The 14874-nt window shown below is 42.2% G+C and carries 15 protein-coding genes; 5 read left to right on the top strand and 10 right to left on the bottom strand.

The window, feature by feature from the left end:
- Positions 1-46 precede the first annotated feature (46 nt).
- A complete protein-coding gene (ggt, locus tag RGE70_RS10790; RefSeq protein ID WP_310471454.1) occupies positions 47-1798 on the bottom strand; it encodes a gamma-glutamyltransferase in 1752 nt (583 codons plus the stop codon).
- Between the two features lie 216 nt (positions 1799-2014).
- Between ggt and RGE70_RS10785 the strand changes: the two genes are divergently transcribed.
- Entirely contained in the window at positions 2015-3223 is a 1209-nt protein-coding gene (locus RGE70_RS10785) for a GNAT family N-acetyltransferase (RefSeq protein ID WP_310471453.1), read from the top strand.
- Between the two features lie 12 nt (positions 3224-3235).
- On the opposite strand, the gene RGE70_RS10780 is transcribed toward RGE70_RS10785, so the two are convergent.
- The 3 genes from RGE70_RS10780 to RGE70_RS10770 form a co-directional block, all read right to left on the bottom strand.
- Positions 3236-3856: a LysE family translocator gene (locus RGE70_RS10780; protein WP_310471452.1), complete on the bottom strand. Its 621-nt coding sequence runs from the start codon at positions 3854-3856 to the stop codon at positions 3236-3238.
- 239 nt (positions 3857-4095) lie between these two features.
- Positions 4096-5136: a 4-hydroxyphenylpyruvate dioxygenase gene (gene hppD, locus RGE70_RS10775; protein WP_310471451.1), complete on the bottom strand. Its 1041-nt coding sequence runs from the start codon at positions 5134-5136 to the stop codon at positions 4096-4098.
- Positions 5137-5196: 60 nt separating this feature from the next.
- Positions 5197-6357: a homogentisate 1,2-dioxygenase gene (locus tag RGE70_RS10770; protein WP_310471450.1), complete on the bottom strand. Its 1161-nt coding sequence runs from the start codon at positions 6355-6357 to the stop codon at positions 5197-5199.
- A gap of 156 nt (positions 6358-6513) precedes the next feature.
- Here RGE70_RS10770 and RGE70_RS10765 point away from each other — a divergent pair, with 156 nt between their 5' ends.
- Both RGE70_RS10765 and RGE70_RS10760 read left to right on the top strand, forming a co-directional pair.
- The gene (locus tag RGE70_RS10765; RefSeq protein ID WP_310471449.1) at positions 6514-7407 is read left to right on the top strand and encodes a LysR family transcriptional regulator; all 894 of its coding nucleotides are present in this window, start codon (positions 6514-6516) and stop codon (positions 7405-7407) included.
- Between the two features lie 491 nt (positions 7408-7898).
- The gene (locus RGE70_RS10760) at positions 7899-8246 is read left to right on the top strand and encodes a DUF6508 domain-containing protein (protein WP_310471448.1); all 348 of its coding nucleotides are present in this window, start codon (positions 7899-7901) and stop codon (positions 8244-8246) included.
- Positions 8247-8334: 88 nt separating this feature from the next.
- Here RGE70_RS10760 and RGE70_RS10755 read toward each other — a convergent pair whose 3' ends face one another.
- The gene (locus tag RGE70_RS10755) at positions 8335-9339 is read right to left on the bottom strand and encodes a cytochrome-c peroxidase (RefSeq protein WP_310471447.1); all 1005 of its coding nucleotides are present in this window, start codon (positions 9337-9339) and stop codon (positions 8335-8337) included.
- A 235-nt stretch (positions 9340-9574) separates the two neighbouring features.
- Positions 9575-9799 (bottom strand): PGPGW domain-containing protein, encoded by a 225-nt coding sequence (locus RGE70_RS10750; RefSeq protein ID WP_310471446.1) that lies wholly within the window; start codon positions 9797-9799, stop codon positions 9575-9577.
- Positions 9800-10198: 399 nt separating this feature from the next.
- On the opposite strand from RGE70_RS10750, the gene RGE70_RS10745 reads away from it, so the two are divergent.
- On the top strand, positions 10199-10900 hold the full coding sequence (locus RGE70_RS10745; RefSeq protein ID WP_375087946.1) for a substrate-binding periplasmic protein: 702 nt from the start codon (positions 10199-10201) through the stop codon (positions 10898-10900).
- Between the two features lie 63 nt (positions 10901-10963).
- On the opposite strand, the gene RGE70_RS10740 is transcribed toward RGE70_RS10745, so the two are convergent.
- Complete coding sequence (locus tag RGE70_RS10740; protein ID WP_310471444.1) at positions 10964-11371, bottom strand: YccF domain-containing protein; 408 nt, start codon at positions 11369-11371, stop codon at positions 10964-10966.
- 221 nt (positions 11372-11592) lie between these two features.
- Between RGE70_RS10740 and RGE70_RS10735 the strand changes: the two genes are divergently transcribed.
- Entirely contained in the window at positions 11593-12519 is a 927-nt protein-coding gene (locus RGE70_RS10735) for a 1-aminocyclopropane-1-carboxylate deaminase/D-cysteine desulfhydrase (RefSeq protein WP_375087945.1), read from the top strand.
- Between the two features lie 169 nt (positions 12520-12688).
- On the opposite strand, the gene RGE70_RS10730 is transcribed toward RGE70_RS10735, so the two are convergent.
- From RGE70_RS10730 to RGE70_RS10720, 3 genes are all read right to left on the bottom strand, one after another.
- Positions 12689-12862: a hypothetical protein gene (locus RGE70_RS10730; protein WP_375087847.1), complete on the bottom strand. Its 174-nt coding sequence runs from the start codon at positions 12860-12862 to the stop codon at positions 12689-12691.
- 581 nt (positions 12863-13443) lie between these two features.
- Entirely contained in the window at positions 13444-14109 is a 666-nt protein-coding gene (locus RGE70_RS10725; protein ID WP_310471442.1) for a ChrR family anti-sigma-E factor, read from the bottom strand.
- Positions 14102-14746, bottom strand: coding sequence for a sigma-70 family RNA polymerase sigma factor (locus RGE70_RS10720; protein ID WP_310471441.1), 645 nt, complete (start codon positions 14744-14746; stop codon positions 14102-14104). Before RGE70_RS10720 ends, RGE70_RS10725 begins: the two co-directional genes overlap by 8 nt.
- Positions 14747-14874 lie beyond the last annotated feature (128 nt).

Raw genomic sequence — 14874 nt, 5'->3', positions numbered from 1 at the left:
CGACCTAAATCGAGCTGAGTTTGGCATTATCAACGCCAATTTCAGATTAATAGCCTAGAGTTGCACTGCCTGAACGACGCGGATCGGAAGCGCCGAAAACGCCTTGTTCGGTAACCATAATCGATTGTGTTGAGCCCATTGCACGGCTCGTGTTAATTTGGTGACCTTTTGCTTCAAGTAGCTTGCGGGTATCACCGTTAACGGTATGCTCCATTTGCAATACATCGGGCAACCATTGATGGTGAATACGGGCGGCATTGGTCGCTTCGGCAATGTTAAAATTGTGGTCGATGACGTTCATTATCACCTGTAACGTGGTAGTGATTATTCGCGAACCACCTGGGCTGCCAGTTACAATATAGGGTTTACCGTCTTTCATCACGATGGTTGGGCTCATTGAGCTGAGTGGCCGCTTTTTACCTTCAACGGCATTGGCTTCACCGCCAATCAAACCAAAACCATTTGGGGTGCCCGGTTTCGCTGAAAAGTCGTCCATTTCGTTATTCAGTAAAATCCCCGTCCCTTTGGCAACAAGGCCTGAGCCGTAACTGAAATTGAGCGTGTAGGTATTTGATACCGCATTGCCCCACTTATCAACCACTGAGTAGTGGGTTGTTTGGTCGCTTTCATAGGGCGCTAAGTTACCCGGTTTTATTTCGCTACTTGGCGTTGTTTTGTTAGGTACAATATTTTTAGCTAAGTTTTTAGCATAATCTTTATTGGTTAATGCTGCGACAGGTACGCGGGTAAAATCAGGATCGCCCAAATATTCACTGCGATCGGCATAGGCTCTTTTCATCGACTCCGTCATTAGGTGCAAAGTCGCAGCAGTGTTGTGTCCCAGTTGATTAATAGGGTATTGCTCTAACATATTAAGCATTTCAATGATGTGCACGCCACCAGAGGAGGGGGGCGGCATTGATACCACGGTATAGCCTCGGTATTGGCCTGACACGGGAGTGCGCTCAATCGCTTGATAATGTTTAAGATCATCAAGTGTCATAATGCCGCCAGCCGCTTTGACTGCCGCCACAATTTTTACGGCGGTTTCGCCTTGATAAAAGCCTTTGCTACCGTGTTTGGCAATCAGCGATAACGAGTGAGCTAACGCCGGCTGCTTAAGTACTTCGCCTTGTTGGTAATCGCTGTTATCGGGTTTGTAAAACACCTCAACTGAGCTAGGCCATTGTGACAGACGCTTTTTTAAACGGGTTAATGAGGCCGACAAATCTGGGGTCACCACAATGCCATTTTTAGCCATAGAGATTGCCGGTTGGGTGACTTGTGCCATAGTCATGGTGCCGTATTTTTTAAGTGCCAACTCCATCCCCATAACAGTGCCTGGCACACCCACAGCTAAGCCATGTTCGCGGCTAAGCTTTTTAACTGGGTTGCCTTGTTCGTCGAGGAAAATATCTTTATGCGCTTTAGCGGGAGCCATTTCGCGGTAATCAATTGCAATGGTTTTGTTGTGCTCAGCTAAATGGACCAACATAAACCCACCGCCACCAATATTACCGGCTCTAGGTAAGGTGACAGCAAGGCTGAAGCCAACTGCAACGGCAGCATCAACGGCGTTACCACCTTGTTTGAGGATCTCGACTCCGGCTTGAGTGGCTAATGCCTCTTGGCTTGATACCATGCCATGCTCAGCCCAAATGGGTTGCGCCGTTGCCATATGGTTGTATATGGATACTTCAGCGGCATTAACCGATAGCGACGTACCACAGGTTAATGTTAGAGTCGTGAGTGGAATTGCCATGGAAACGGCAAATGCTAAGTGCTTGAATAAGCCCATTATCAGTCCTTCGTTTTATGTATATTGGTCGAATTTAAGCTAATAAAGCCGATGATGAGTTCAACTGGATATGTCTGTTTAGCAATGTGCCGTTAATCGATATTAAATGCAATAGTCTTGCGGTCATGGCGTGGAATAGGCCACAAGTGCAAAGCACTTCATCGCTAAATTGGGTGTATAAACACAGCAGCTTAAAAGAAGGGAGTCATCTAGATTTTGGAGCAACATGTCGTAAAATCAAGCTCTAGTAATATCAATGATCTTGAATTGATAGTTGAATTTGTCGACGCGATTGGTGCGATTGACGCCAGTGTTTGGGATGCGTTGATGGATGACGTTAATCCGTTTATTCAACATGCCTATTTAGCAGCGTTAGAGCAAAGCGGTTGCGTAAAGGCACAAACTGGTTGGATCCCTTTTCACATAAGAGTGCGTCACGCATCGCAAACGATTGCCGTTATGCCGCTGTATATAAAGCTGCACTCATACGGGGAATACATTTTTGACTGGGCGTGGGCCGAAGCTTACGACAAGCATCAAGTCCCTTATTATCCCAAACTTGTGTCGGCGATCCCTTTTACACCCGTTACGGGTAAACGTCTGGGTATAGCGAATGATTTTGCTAACCAAGCCGCGGTATGGGCTGCAGTTAAACAAGCGTTAGATGCTCGTTTATTTAAGCAAGGTTTTTCGAGCTGGCACTGTTTATTTCAAACTCAACAGCAGTTTGTTGAGCTATCGGCAGTTGCTGCTGGCGCAGGGCATTGTTTAAGCCGATTAAGTACGCAGTTTCATTGGCGCAATAAAGGCTACCGCCATTTTGATGATTTTTTAGCGGGCTTAACCTCGCGTAAGCGTAAAGACATTAATAAAGAACGGGCCAAGTTGGCTACATATGAACTTCAGTTTGAATTTAAAGAACCACAGGTCGTAACGCCTGCAATGTGGCAAACTTTTTATGCTTGTTATCAGCAAACCTACGCTAAGCGTTCGGGGCACAATGGATATTTAAATTTGGCATTTTTTGAATCTATAGCCAAAAGCATGCCTAACAACATATTGTTATTATTAGTTAAAAATACTGATGGAGTGGTACTGGCTTGTGCCCTGTATTTTAAGTCAAATACGCATCTGTACGGTCGTTATTGGGGCTGCTTAGTTGAGATTGAGGGCTTGCACTTTGAAAGCTGTTATTACCAAGGTATTGAATACTGCATTGCTAATAACTTGGCGGTATTTGATGCCGGCGCGCAAGGTGAGCATAAAGTGGCAAGAGGCTTTGAGCCAATAGCTACATATTCGACCCACGAGATCGCGCATCCGGAGTTTCGCAGTGCCATTCATAGCTTTACTCTGCAAGAAGCCGAAAATATAAAGACTTATATGCAGCAATTAAGCGCAAAGCTGCCTTTTCGGCAGCCTTAATTGTAAGGGGGATTAGCCAAGTGCTAACCACAAGCCAACACCAACCATTAACGCGCCGGCAATGCGGTTCATCCATTTTATGTTGTCGCCACGGCTTAAAAAGATCCTTAAACTTTTACCACCAGTGGCATATGCCATCATGCTGGTAAATTCGGTAAACATAATAATACTTAGTAGACCCAACATTTGAGGTGCAACAGCCTGCTCAACATTAATAAATGGCGGCAGTAAAGACACCATAAACGCCCAGCCTTTTGGGTTAGCAATGGCGGTCATAAAACCTTGTGTGATGAGTTCTAGATCACTCACTTTGGTGCTTGATTGCCCCTCAATGATGGCCATTTTACCTTTAGAACGCCACATATTAACGCCAATATAACCAAGGTATAAACCGCCGATCCATTTAAGTACGGCAAACACATCTGGGTAGTTAAGCATAATACTTGCAACGCCCATTACCGCGAGAACGGCAACCAGTGCCACACCGACTAATTCGCCGAGCATCATCCACATGGTGCGGCGAACGCCAATACTCATGCCTAATGTCATTGCTAAAGTCATGCACATACCGGGGGTAATCGAAACAAAAAAGAAGGTCGGTAAAAATACAGCGAATAAGGCAATATCAGGCATGAAGTTGTTGTCTCGTAATTAGTATAAAATTGTCACGTTAAGTTGTGGCTGCAGATGATGGCTGGGATCATATTTAAAGCGTTATTGTAGAGAAGACGTTAGGGATTAGATATAAGACAGGGGCAAAATTTAGAAGCACCGCTAATAAAAAACCAGCTGAGTACCAAATGCTACATAAGCTGGTTTTGTGAGGTTAGTGGTCGCAAAGGGCTGACCTTTAAGGCTTGTGGCTAACCTTATTACAATACGCCACGTCGCTGTTGATCGCGTTCAATCGATTCAAACAGGGCGGTGAAATTACCTTCGCCGAAGCCGAGATTATTTTTACGTTCAATGATCTCGATAAAAATAGGCCCAAACAGGTTTTTAGTGAAAATCTGCAATAGGTAACCGTCTTCATCGCCATCAACCAATATTTGATGATGCTTAATGCGGTCATGGTTTTCTGTTACTTGAGGTAACTTTTCAAAAATGGTGTCGTAGTACTCTGGAATAATATCCAGCGTTTGGATTGAAGTGCCCTCCATTGCATCTAATGAACTGATAATATCTCGGCTTCTAAAGGCTAAATGCTGTACGCCAGGGCCGTCATACTCACGCAAATATTCATCAATCTGGTTGCGGTCGTTACCTTTACCTTCGTTAATAGGAATACAAAAGCTGCCATCGGGGGAGCGCAAGGCGTATGATACCAGTGCGGTTTTAGAACCCTTAATGTCAAAATATCGTACTTCAGTAAAACCAAAAATATCTTTGTAAAAATTAGACCAATGCTCCATCGTCCCCTTATAAACATTGTTAGTAAGGTGGTCGACTTCCATAAACCCTTTTTCTGGCGTTATTACCGGTTGTGCTAAGTCTTCAAAGTCGGTGGTATAGATGTTATTGCTTTGGCCAAAAACATCGATGAAATAAATTAAGCTGTCGCCAATGCCGTAAATGGCGGGATACGGCATGTCTTTATCTTGCTCATTTACGGGTTTTGCGCCGCGACTTACCGCACCGTTAAAGGCCAGCTGAGCGTCTTCGACTCGCCAACCCATTGAGCAAATGGCAGGCCCATGGCTTTTAGCAAATTCAGCTGAAAACCCCTTACGCTCAGTATTAAGTAAAAAGTTAATGTCATTTTGCTTGTAGTAAAGGATCTCTTTTGACTTTGCTTTTTTTAATAATGAAAAACCAAAATCAATAAATACCTGGTGCATATAATCTTGCTCAGGTGTCGCAAACTCAGTAAATTCGATACCGAGTAAGCCCAGTGGGTTTAATTTGCTAGCCATGATGTTGTCCTTTATCGTTTTAACCCGCAATGACGATGACGGCGAGTATTTGGTTAAGGTTTAGCTTTCAATCCAAGAGCGGTTGTAGTCATCGGTCATGCAGTGCTGTACATGTTCAGTCAGTGTTAGCGGGGCGAATGTATCGACCATCACGGCGTATTCGTAGGTTTCGGTTTTACCGATTGAGGCTTCAGTACGTCCAGGTTGAGGGCCATGAGGTACCCCTTTTTGGTGTAATGTCATATAACCGGCTTTAATGCCTGTGCGGCTCATAAAGTCGCCGTCGACGTAGTAAAGCACCTCGTCACTGTCGATATTAGAATGGTAGTAGGGAGCTGGTATTGAATGTTGGTGAAAATCATAGGGGCGTGGCACAAAGTTACAGATCACAAAGTTGTGTGCGCTAAATACAATATGTTCTGACGGTGGCAGGTGTATTTTGCCAACTTTAGGCGCATATTCTTGAATATTAATCGCCCACGGGTAGACGCAGCCGTCCCAGCCGACCAAATCAAATGGATGCCACTCTAACGTGGTGACTTGGTATTTTTCGCCAAACTTACACACTAATGAAAACTCGCCTTGCTCAACGATGGCGTCTTGCAGTATTGGGGCGCGAATGTCACGTTCGCAGTAGGGCGCGGATTCAAGCATTTGTCCATATTCATTACGAAAATGTTTAGGAACTTCAATCATGGTTGACGATTCAATGATAAATAGCCGCACAGCGCTATAATCGTTAAATTTTAGCTGGTATGTGGTGCCCCTTGGGATCACTAGGTAATCCCACTTTTTAACGGCTAATGTGCCGTATTCACTGTAAAGAGTACCATCGCCTTTATGAATGAATACCACTTCATCGGCATAGGCGTTGCGGTAAAACGATTCGGTGTCTTCGGTGACACAAGCGGTATACATTGCCACGTCATGATTGAAAAACATCTTATTGCGCGCACCAAAAAAATTGCCTTTGCGGTCAACTTTTTTAGTGTCGATTTTATAATTTTGAATCAATGGGTCTTGCCAGCACTCACCGTGGCTTAACGAGTGAGGTGATACATTTAATGCCTTAGTCGGCATATTATGGTGATACTTATTGGAGTAAATATTGCTAAAACCATGCGTTGAAAACAGCTCTTCTCGGTAAAGCTCACCATTGTCTTTTTTGAATATGGTATGGCGTTTAGCGGGAATGCTCCCTTGCTTGACATAAAATGGCATATTGGCCTCCCTTTTGGTGCGTACGGTGCTTAATGAAGTGCTAATGTGATCTAGCAACCAATTTAGTTGCTTAAATGCACAATAAAAAGAATAATAATTAACCTAACTCCATCTGTTTTTTAGATGGTATTGTGAGCTTTACGCTAGGAGAGCTACATGCGGATTGATGTTGAGGCGTTTAAAGTACTGCAAGTGTTAGTTGAAGAGGGCAGCTTTGCTAAGGCTGCAGAGCGATTGCACAAAGCTCAGTCTGCGGTGAGCTACCAAGTGAAAAAGCTAGAACAGCACTTGGGTGTAAACCTTTTTTGTCGTGATCAATACCGTGCAGAATTAACCCCTGAGGGTAAAGTTATCCTTGCGGAAGGCCAACGATTACTGCAGCATTTGGCAAATATTGAACATTTAGCGAACCGATTTAGCGACGGATGGGAGCCAAAGTTAGAGTTAGTCGTTGATGGTGCATTACCCATGGAGCCTGTCATGCGGGCGTTAAAACGGATGGCTGATCAGCTAATTCCCACTAAAGTACAATTAAACATGGAGTTTTTAGGTGGGGTGCAGGCACGTTTTGAGCGTAGTCGTGCAGATTTAATGTTGGTTAAAGATTACCGAACCGGGCCAAATTATCGGCCGCAGGCTTTACCCACTATTACTAGCATTTTGGTGGTTGCTAGTAGCCATATTTTGGCATGCGAAGAAAACCTCAGCTTATTTGATTTACAGCAACACGTTGAATTAACCATTGAAGACTCTTCTCCTGCAATCGATTATCGGGATGAGTTACAGTTTGGTGGTGACAAGGTGTTTTATCTTTCAGGTTTTTTGATGAAAAAAGATGCGCTATTGATGGGATTAGGCTTTGGCTGGATGCCGGACTATTTAATTACAGATGAACTCGCCAATGGTCAACTCGTTGAAGTTGACTTTAGTGGTGGCAGTCGTTACAGCTTTACTCCGCAATTGGTTTCAACGCTTGAACGTCCGTTAGGCAAAGCTGGTCGCTTATTTACACAGCTGATTATGGAAGAGTTTCATGGCGATGAAACTTAGCCACTATGAAGGTGGATCTGTACTCTGTGTTGCCGGTGAGTTGTGAGCAAAGCTTGATTTATGTACATCAAACACTTAATTGAGATCATCTGCTCGCTATACGATATTTAAAATATAATTAGTTAGCCTATTTAACCTCTGTAATGCAATGACTCAGGCGTTTGCGATTTGCAAATGCATTTTGCTACGAATGTAAATCAAAGGCCAACTTAGCAAGGTAGTCATTACGTTTATTTGTTAGTTATCCAGTCTCCCCCCTTTTTTTGCTTAAGCACTATAAAATATTTTTATTAATTTTAGCTGATGTTATACAACACGTTAAATGCTATTTCTTGGTTAAATTTGCTCTGCTTGCGAGCAGTTTTAGGAGGCGTTATCAGTCGCATAAGTAAGCTGGTACAGCTTATGCAACCTCTACTGTATCTTGCATCACTTGTTATGTCATTGGTTGAACACAAGGAAGCAATTACGAGTTTACAACGGAGGTTATTATGGAAAATGCATCGATAAATGGGCATTCAGCTAGCTTGTATAATAAGTATGCACACGATCTGGTAAGCGGTGATCATGATGTGTCTGATAAACGCCTTCAAAACTATGTGGCTGAGCTAGCCAGCTTAGGCCTGATTTTAGAGACATTTAAATGGGATGAATGGTATAGCAACAGCTATATGGTGGATCGCCCTGAGTATATAGCCGAGGCTACATTATACGAATGTCAGTTACTGGTGACTGCGATGGCACGGTTAGACCGCTTTAGTCCTGGCGTACTCAGTAATATGCGCCGTCAAGGAGTACTCAATGCTATTGCATTGCGATTTAAAGTGTTGTCATTGTAGGGCTTAGATATTGAAAGGGAATTGGCGAAAAATATCGTGTTTTATAATGCAATAAAGCCGCAATGCGACTTTATTGCTGTAATAACAATTATTTGCTAAATGGAACCGGTATTGGCGTTTTAGATGTTGAAGGCGGTAAAATTGGCATAACAATTTGTGGTTGCTCGCCAGTTAGCGAGTTTAAAAATGCCACCATTTGCGAGGTTTCAGTCTCAGTTAATGCTTGGCCTAACTGTAGATCCGCCATGGTGTTAACGGCGTCGGCAAGTGACCATACGCTGCCATCATGGAAGTAAGGGTAGGTCAGCTCGATGTTTCTTAAGGTCGGTACTTTAAATACAAACTGATCAGACTCTCTGCCTGTTACTGCCATTCGGCCTTGCGCTGGGTTATCTGTATGGAAAGGTTTAATTAGCCCCATCTTCATATACATGGTGCCACCTACGGCTGGACCGTTGTGACATCTCACGCAGCCACGATTCTTAAACAACTGGTAGCCTGCTTTAGTATCTTCGTTAATTGCAGTTTTATCACCCAGTAAGTATTGGTCAAATGGAGCATTTGGGGTTACCAAGGTTTTTTCAAATTCAGCGATAGCATCTGTGATGTGATCAATGTTGATATTGTCAGTGTGATATACGCTTGCAAAAGATGCTTGATAAGCAGGTATTGACTTAATCGTTTCGACGGCGAGTTCGTGGGTAAAGCCCATTTCTTTAGGGTTAGCAATTGGGCCTCCAGCTTGCTCTTTTAAATCTTTTGCTCTGCCATCCCAAAATTGCGCTAAAGCGTACTCGGCATTAAGCACAGTAGGTGAATTAATCGGGCCTTGCTGCCAATTATGGCCAACTGATGTTGGTAGGGCATCAACACCACCGAGCGACAGGTTATGACAAGAGTTACAGGAAATGAAACCCGATTTAGACAGTCTAGGCTCAAAAAATAGCATTTTACCCAGTTCGACTTTCTCAGGGTTAGTAATGACGGCGGCAGGAATGATTTGAATTGGCTCTTTGGCTACCGAACAAGATGCTGCAAAAATGGTGGTGATAGCAGCGGCAAGTGCAGTTGCTGTAATTTTTATCGAAGACATTAATAAGCTTACATTATTTGTGGTTTTATAGGTGGCTATATTAAAGCGTGAGTAAGTTAACAGGTAATGCTTTGTTTAGATTGAGACTATCGGTATTTTTGATTAGTTTATTGCGATCTTGGTCGCAGTAAATCGACCAAACGAATTAGTCAATAACAGTTGGTATAGCTCTGCTTTACTTTTCTCATTTAATTTTATGATATTTATCGCTTTATTGTTACAAGTCACTTAGTGCTTATTTAAGTTTGCGCAGCAATAGCATTCGATCAAGCTTGCGAGCAGCGCTACTCATTTGCTTCTGACTTTTTTTAAGCCAGCAACGCGCCCATGGGTATTCAAGGCTTAATATTGCTAGGCCGATAGGTAGCAAAAGCCAGGCTGGCCCAGGCAAAAGAATCAGTGCGACTCCGGCTACTGTTAGCAAGCCACCTACAATGGTGATAACGATTTTTTTGATCATATTTACCTCTTTATATCCCGGTGATGTTCTAAGTTCTAGACTTTGTCTCAATGGTAAAGCCTACCTTAACGTCCAACTATTGAGCCCGCTACTTGCTCAATATAGTTAATGGGCCCATAGGGTGCGCCGCTCCCCTTAATCTCAACAAGTACTACGTTTTAGCCATTTGTGTGGTTTTCCGTTTTAATCTCAGTTCTGTAACGTAGGTTTGGTGTAATTGCTGCTGTTGACTATGGTTAATGGGTATTAATACGTTTTATAGACATCGATTTTTGGGGTTGTGCCAACTATCAGTGCGTTAAATAGCAGGAGGTCACCATTATGTATTGCGGTCTAACGACTCATAAACGCATTAAGCATCTATACAAAAAGGTGCTCTTATGGAGCGTACCAGTTGCGATGCTGATTGGGTCAGCCTGTGTGCATGGCGATACCCTGTATTTAACCTCTCTACATTGGCCGCCTTATGCAGGCAGTAAGCTCAAAAATGAGGGTGCAGTTATAGCAGTTACCAAAGCTGCACTTACCGCGGTTGGCCATAACGTAAACGTTGATTTTTACCCATGGAGCCGTGCTATTAGAATGGTCTCCCGTGATGACTCAAAATATCTAGGCTATTTGCCTGAATATGCGTATCCAACAGATAATTTTTTGTTTTCAGAACCTATGGGCAGTAGCGCATTGGGTCTTGTTGAGCAAAAGCGTCATCCTATAAGCTGGTCTGATCAATCTGATCTGAACCAATACAATATTGGAGTGGTGAAAGGTTACGTTAATACTGACCAACTCGATTTGATGATTGCTCAAGGGATCCAGCCTGTTGAAACAGTGACTTCCGATATGCATAACATTAAAAAGGTGGTCTCCGGTCGTATTGATGCTGCGGTCATTGACGTACATGTGCTCAATTACCTTTTAGCGCAACCAGGTATGGAGTCTGTTGCAAATCGTGTACAGCTGAACAAAAAAATACTGACGCAAAAAAAATTATATATCGCTTTCAAAAATAATGAAGCAGGCAAAAAGTGGCGTGATCTGTTTAATTTAGGGCTAACAAAAATAGATGTTGAACAGATCCTAAAAGACAACTGGTACGATTAATGTTAATCGCACCTGTTGTACCTATCTTATCAATCCGACGCTAGTGGCTTTGTTATTGCCGAATTAATTTCTGACCACAACGGTTTGCCCTATCGGTGTTAGGCATAAAACTGCGAGTTTAAAATGCTGTATTGCGAATGGAATACCAATAATGGTCACAGCGCAGGCGATCGCATGCACTATATGACCAATAGCTAGCCAGATCCCAAACACTAAAAACCAAATTATATTGCCAACCAACCCCAGAGTACCTGTCCCGATGTCGTCAAGGCCGTTTAATGCCCGACGATTAACCGAGTCTTGTCCGAATGGCCAAAATGCCATTTCACCAATAACAAAACAAGCTCGTCCGAATGGGATGCCAATGATACTGATAAAACAAAGTAGTCCTGCAAACCACCATGCTAAACCCATTACAAACCCACCAAGCACAAACCATGCAATATTAAACACTAATCGTAAAACAGCCATTAAGAATCCTTATAAAAATATACTACTCAAATAGAGCGCTGTAATTGATATAAGCGATAATCGTGCCAATATTTAATTGGCTGTTTTATATCGGTTTTATTGTTTTTGGAAATAGGGTGCATGAGTATTTAGACTAAAAGTTGGTGAATAATCACATTGAAAATATCAATCGTAAACCGTAAAAGTGTACAATTGTCGTAAATGACTTAGTGAGAATGCTTGTGTTTACCGATACTCCTGTTGATTGGATTGACTTTAATGCTAACCGAATTTATGTAAAAAGAGATGACCTGCTACACAAAGAGTTTTCGGGCAACAAAGCACGTAAATTTGCTTATTTTTTACACAATGAATTTCCGGGTGTTACTCGATTAATTGGCTATGGCTCGCCAGTAGCCAACTCGCTGTATTCGATGTCAGCATTAGCTAAGTTAAAAGGTTGGCAGCTAGATTTTTATACTGACCATATCGCAACACAGGTATTAAGCTCTTCAGTGGGAAACTATGCAGAGGCCATTAAAAATGGAGCCAATGTGATTGATTTGTCATTACGAGCCGATCGTGATGATAGAAGCTGTCGACAATATATTGAGGAGGTTGTGCTACTTGAGGAGCCCAGTGCTTTGTTTGTTCCTGAGGGCGGTCGCTGTTTATATGCCAGAGACGGTGTGCATCAGCTGGCTCAAGAGGTTGTTGATTGGTTTACCAGCCAGGAGTTAACTGAGCTGACGGTTTTTTTACCTTCTGGCACAGGAACAACGGCATTATTTTTGAATGAATACTTTGTGTTGAACAATCATAATATTAATGTGATGACATGCGCTTGTGTGGGAGGTGAAGCCTACCTTGAACAGCAATTTAGTGAGTTAATTGAAGACTCTAAATTTCATCCAGTTGTGATTAAAACGGCCAAGAAATACCATTTTGGCAAGTTATACAAAGCGTTTTATGACATATGGAAAAAGGTCGGCGAACAAGGAATAGAGTTTGAATTGCTATATGATCCAAAGGGCTGGCTATGTGTAGAGCAATATTTGCAGAATAATGCAGACACAACAGTACTGTATATTCATCAAGGTGGATTACTGGGTAATGCAACGATGTTGCCACGATATCAGCGTAAATATGAGCAAGTTAAGAAAATATAGTAGCAGGTGAAGAGTTGAAATTTTTCACCTGGTTAGGCATCTCTGTGAGGAGAGAGGCCTAAACCAAATGAAGGTAACTCAATAGCTGAAAATGGTTCAGTCCTATTTATTTGGCTAGGAAGCCAAACTGTCGATACGTGTGAGAGGGGGTGTATCGATGAGTTGATTTTTACTTACTGCTAGACAATAACCAATTCATAAATTTTAACGCTTCAGTGCGCTTTGAAAATGTCTGTTTACTTTTACCTTGACTGTCAGTGAAGACAATTGAAGATTTGTTTACTGAAATTGAATCGACGGGAAAGTTGACTGTAATTTCGTGTCCATTTACTAGGTATGACATATGGCCACACTCCTTTAATTTAAACTACCAATAGGTAGTGGGTTTTAACAATAGAATATCCTTAGCATTTGTGCGAAAGATTAATTTAAGTTCAATTTGAGACTACTCATCTTTGCACGCTTATACAAGACAATTTGGTTATTCTTGTCCACAATCATAATTGTAGTTAACAAAAACAACACTTTTTGGCTGTTGAAACTTATTAAAGCATGCCGTTATGACAATACAATGACTGTCAAAATGATGATAGAACCAGTTGTGATAACGCTAATGTGGGGATCAAACGACTAATCGTGGATTTACAGAAGGCGGTGAAAGTATATCAATAAAAGGTACATCTCTAAAACTGCCTGAATTATATCCAGCAAACTTTTATTGTCAACCTTTAAAACATAGACCGAGGTTATACTTGTGTTTGCCTAAGCGTTAACACTGCGTCGTGACGTCAATTATTGTGTTAATGGTAAAAAGTGTAGTCGCTACATCGACGCCTTCAGTGGCTAGGGTTGTGTAAAAGGCTTAAGCTATGATCACAATGAGTGCTCCAGCCTAAGCCTATGTTACAAAAGCTAATACAGAGGCTAATAAATCAAATTGCCAATTGGGTTAAATAGTTTGCTTAACCCTTGGGTAAAATGTAATGGTGAATCGACAACGGTATAACATAAGCAACCATCACATGTTTTAGGCTTATGCTGGTGGTTAGCATTCAATATGATAAAGTCCCCTGGACCGTAGCAATTATATTCGTCTTCAAAATAGCCATCTAAAAGCAGTGTTATTTCATTGCCTTGATGAGTATGCTCTGGGATCTCTCCCCCTGCAGCAATGTGCAGCAAACTTGCTCGTTCAGTTGGGCTGTCGTTTTCGAATCGCATCCGATGAATTTTGCCAAACCCCTTCCAAGACTGTTTTCTTTGCTGCCTAAAGGCGCGAGGTAAATCAAATTCGAACCCTTTTATACTAACCGTTTCAATGCTTAGTGGTTGAACTGCCGAGGTTGATGGCTTAAGTTGCATAATGGTGGTTAACATATCATCAAGTTCAATGCTGACATCTAAGCTTGATTCAGTGGGATCGGTACTGATTAACGTATGTTCTGCTTGTTGTTGTACCATTTCAGAGTGTGACTTTTGACACTGCGGGCAAAGCTCACAGTGTGCAGATACTGCTGTGGCCATCGCAATACTGAGGCAACCCTTAGCATGTTGAATTAACATGTCGTTATTTGGATGGTAATTAATCATGTTGTTTCTCCAAAATACTTCTAAGTTTTACCAAGCCTAATCTTAATCTTGATTTCACAGTTCCAAGTGGCACATTTAATTTAGTGGCCAGCTCTTGCTGGCTTAATTCTTGTAAATAAATGCCACGTACAACTTGTTGTTGCAATATGGGTAAATCATTGACGTATTTCATCAACTTATTAGTGAACATGTGGTCATCAGGTTCGGTGTGGTCTGCCGTATCAAAAAGGGGCCAAATATCATCACTGATAGTGTCTTCTTTGTTGTGCTGAACCTTACGTAGCATGTCAAAGCAGCGGTTACGCATGATGGTGAAAATCCAAGTGGTGACAGCACCTTTATCAGCGTTAAAAAGGTGAGCTTTGGTCCAGACAGTAGTCATGGTCTCCTGCACTAAGTCCATTGCCAGCCCTTGGGTAGCCAATCGTTGCTTTCCGAAAGCTAGTATTTTAGGTGCAAAGAAATGAAACAGCGCTTCATAGTCTTGTTGACTGCGATTTGCAGCAACATTCATCAGCTGCACTTTTAACTGCAGGGCTTGTACATCAGCATTCGTTTCTTCCATAAAAGGCTTTGTGTAGAGGATGTAGCCCTTATCATAACGATTTTGTACACATTGTGACTCAATATTTTGCATTTTCATCACTCTTTGTTTGCATTACAACTATCAAGTTGTAATGCTTCTGCCGATTAATTACGCATGAACTATGAGGGAAGATCACAATGTCGAGTATTTATTACGCTAGCGTTATAATGTGAGAAGCC

Origin of the sequence: Shewanella youngdeokensis (assembly GCF_033180165.1) — a bacterium.
Taxonomy (GTDB): domain Bacteria; phylum Pseudomonadota; class Gammaproteobacteria; order Enterobacterales; family Shewanellaceae; genus Shewanella; species Shewanella youngdeokensis.
Note: the sequence above shows the minus strand (reverse complement) of the source record. Positions and strands in the feature narration are given on the sequence as shown.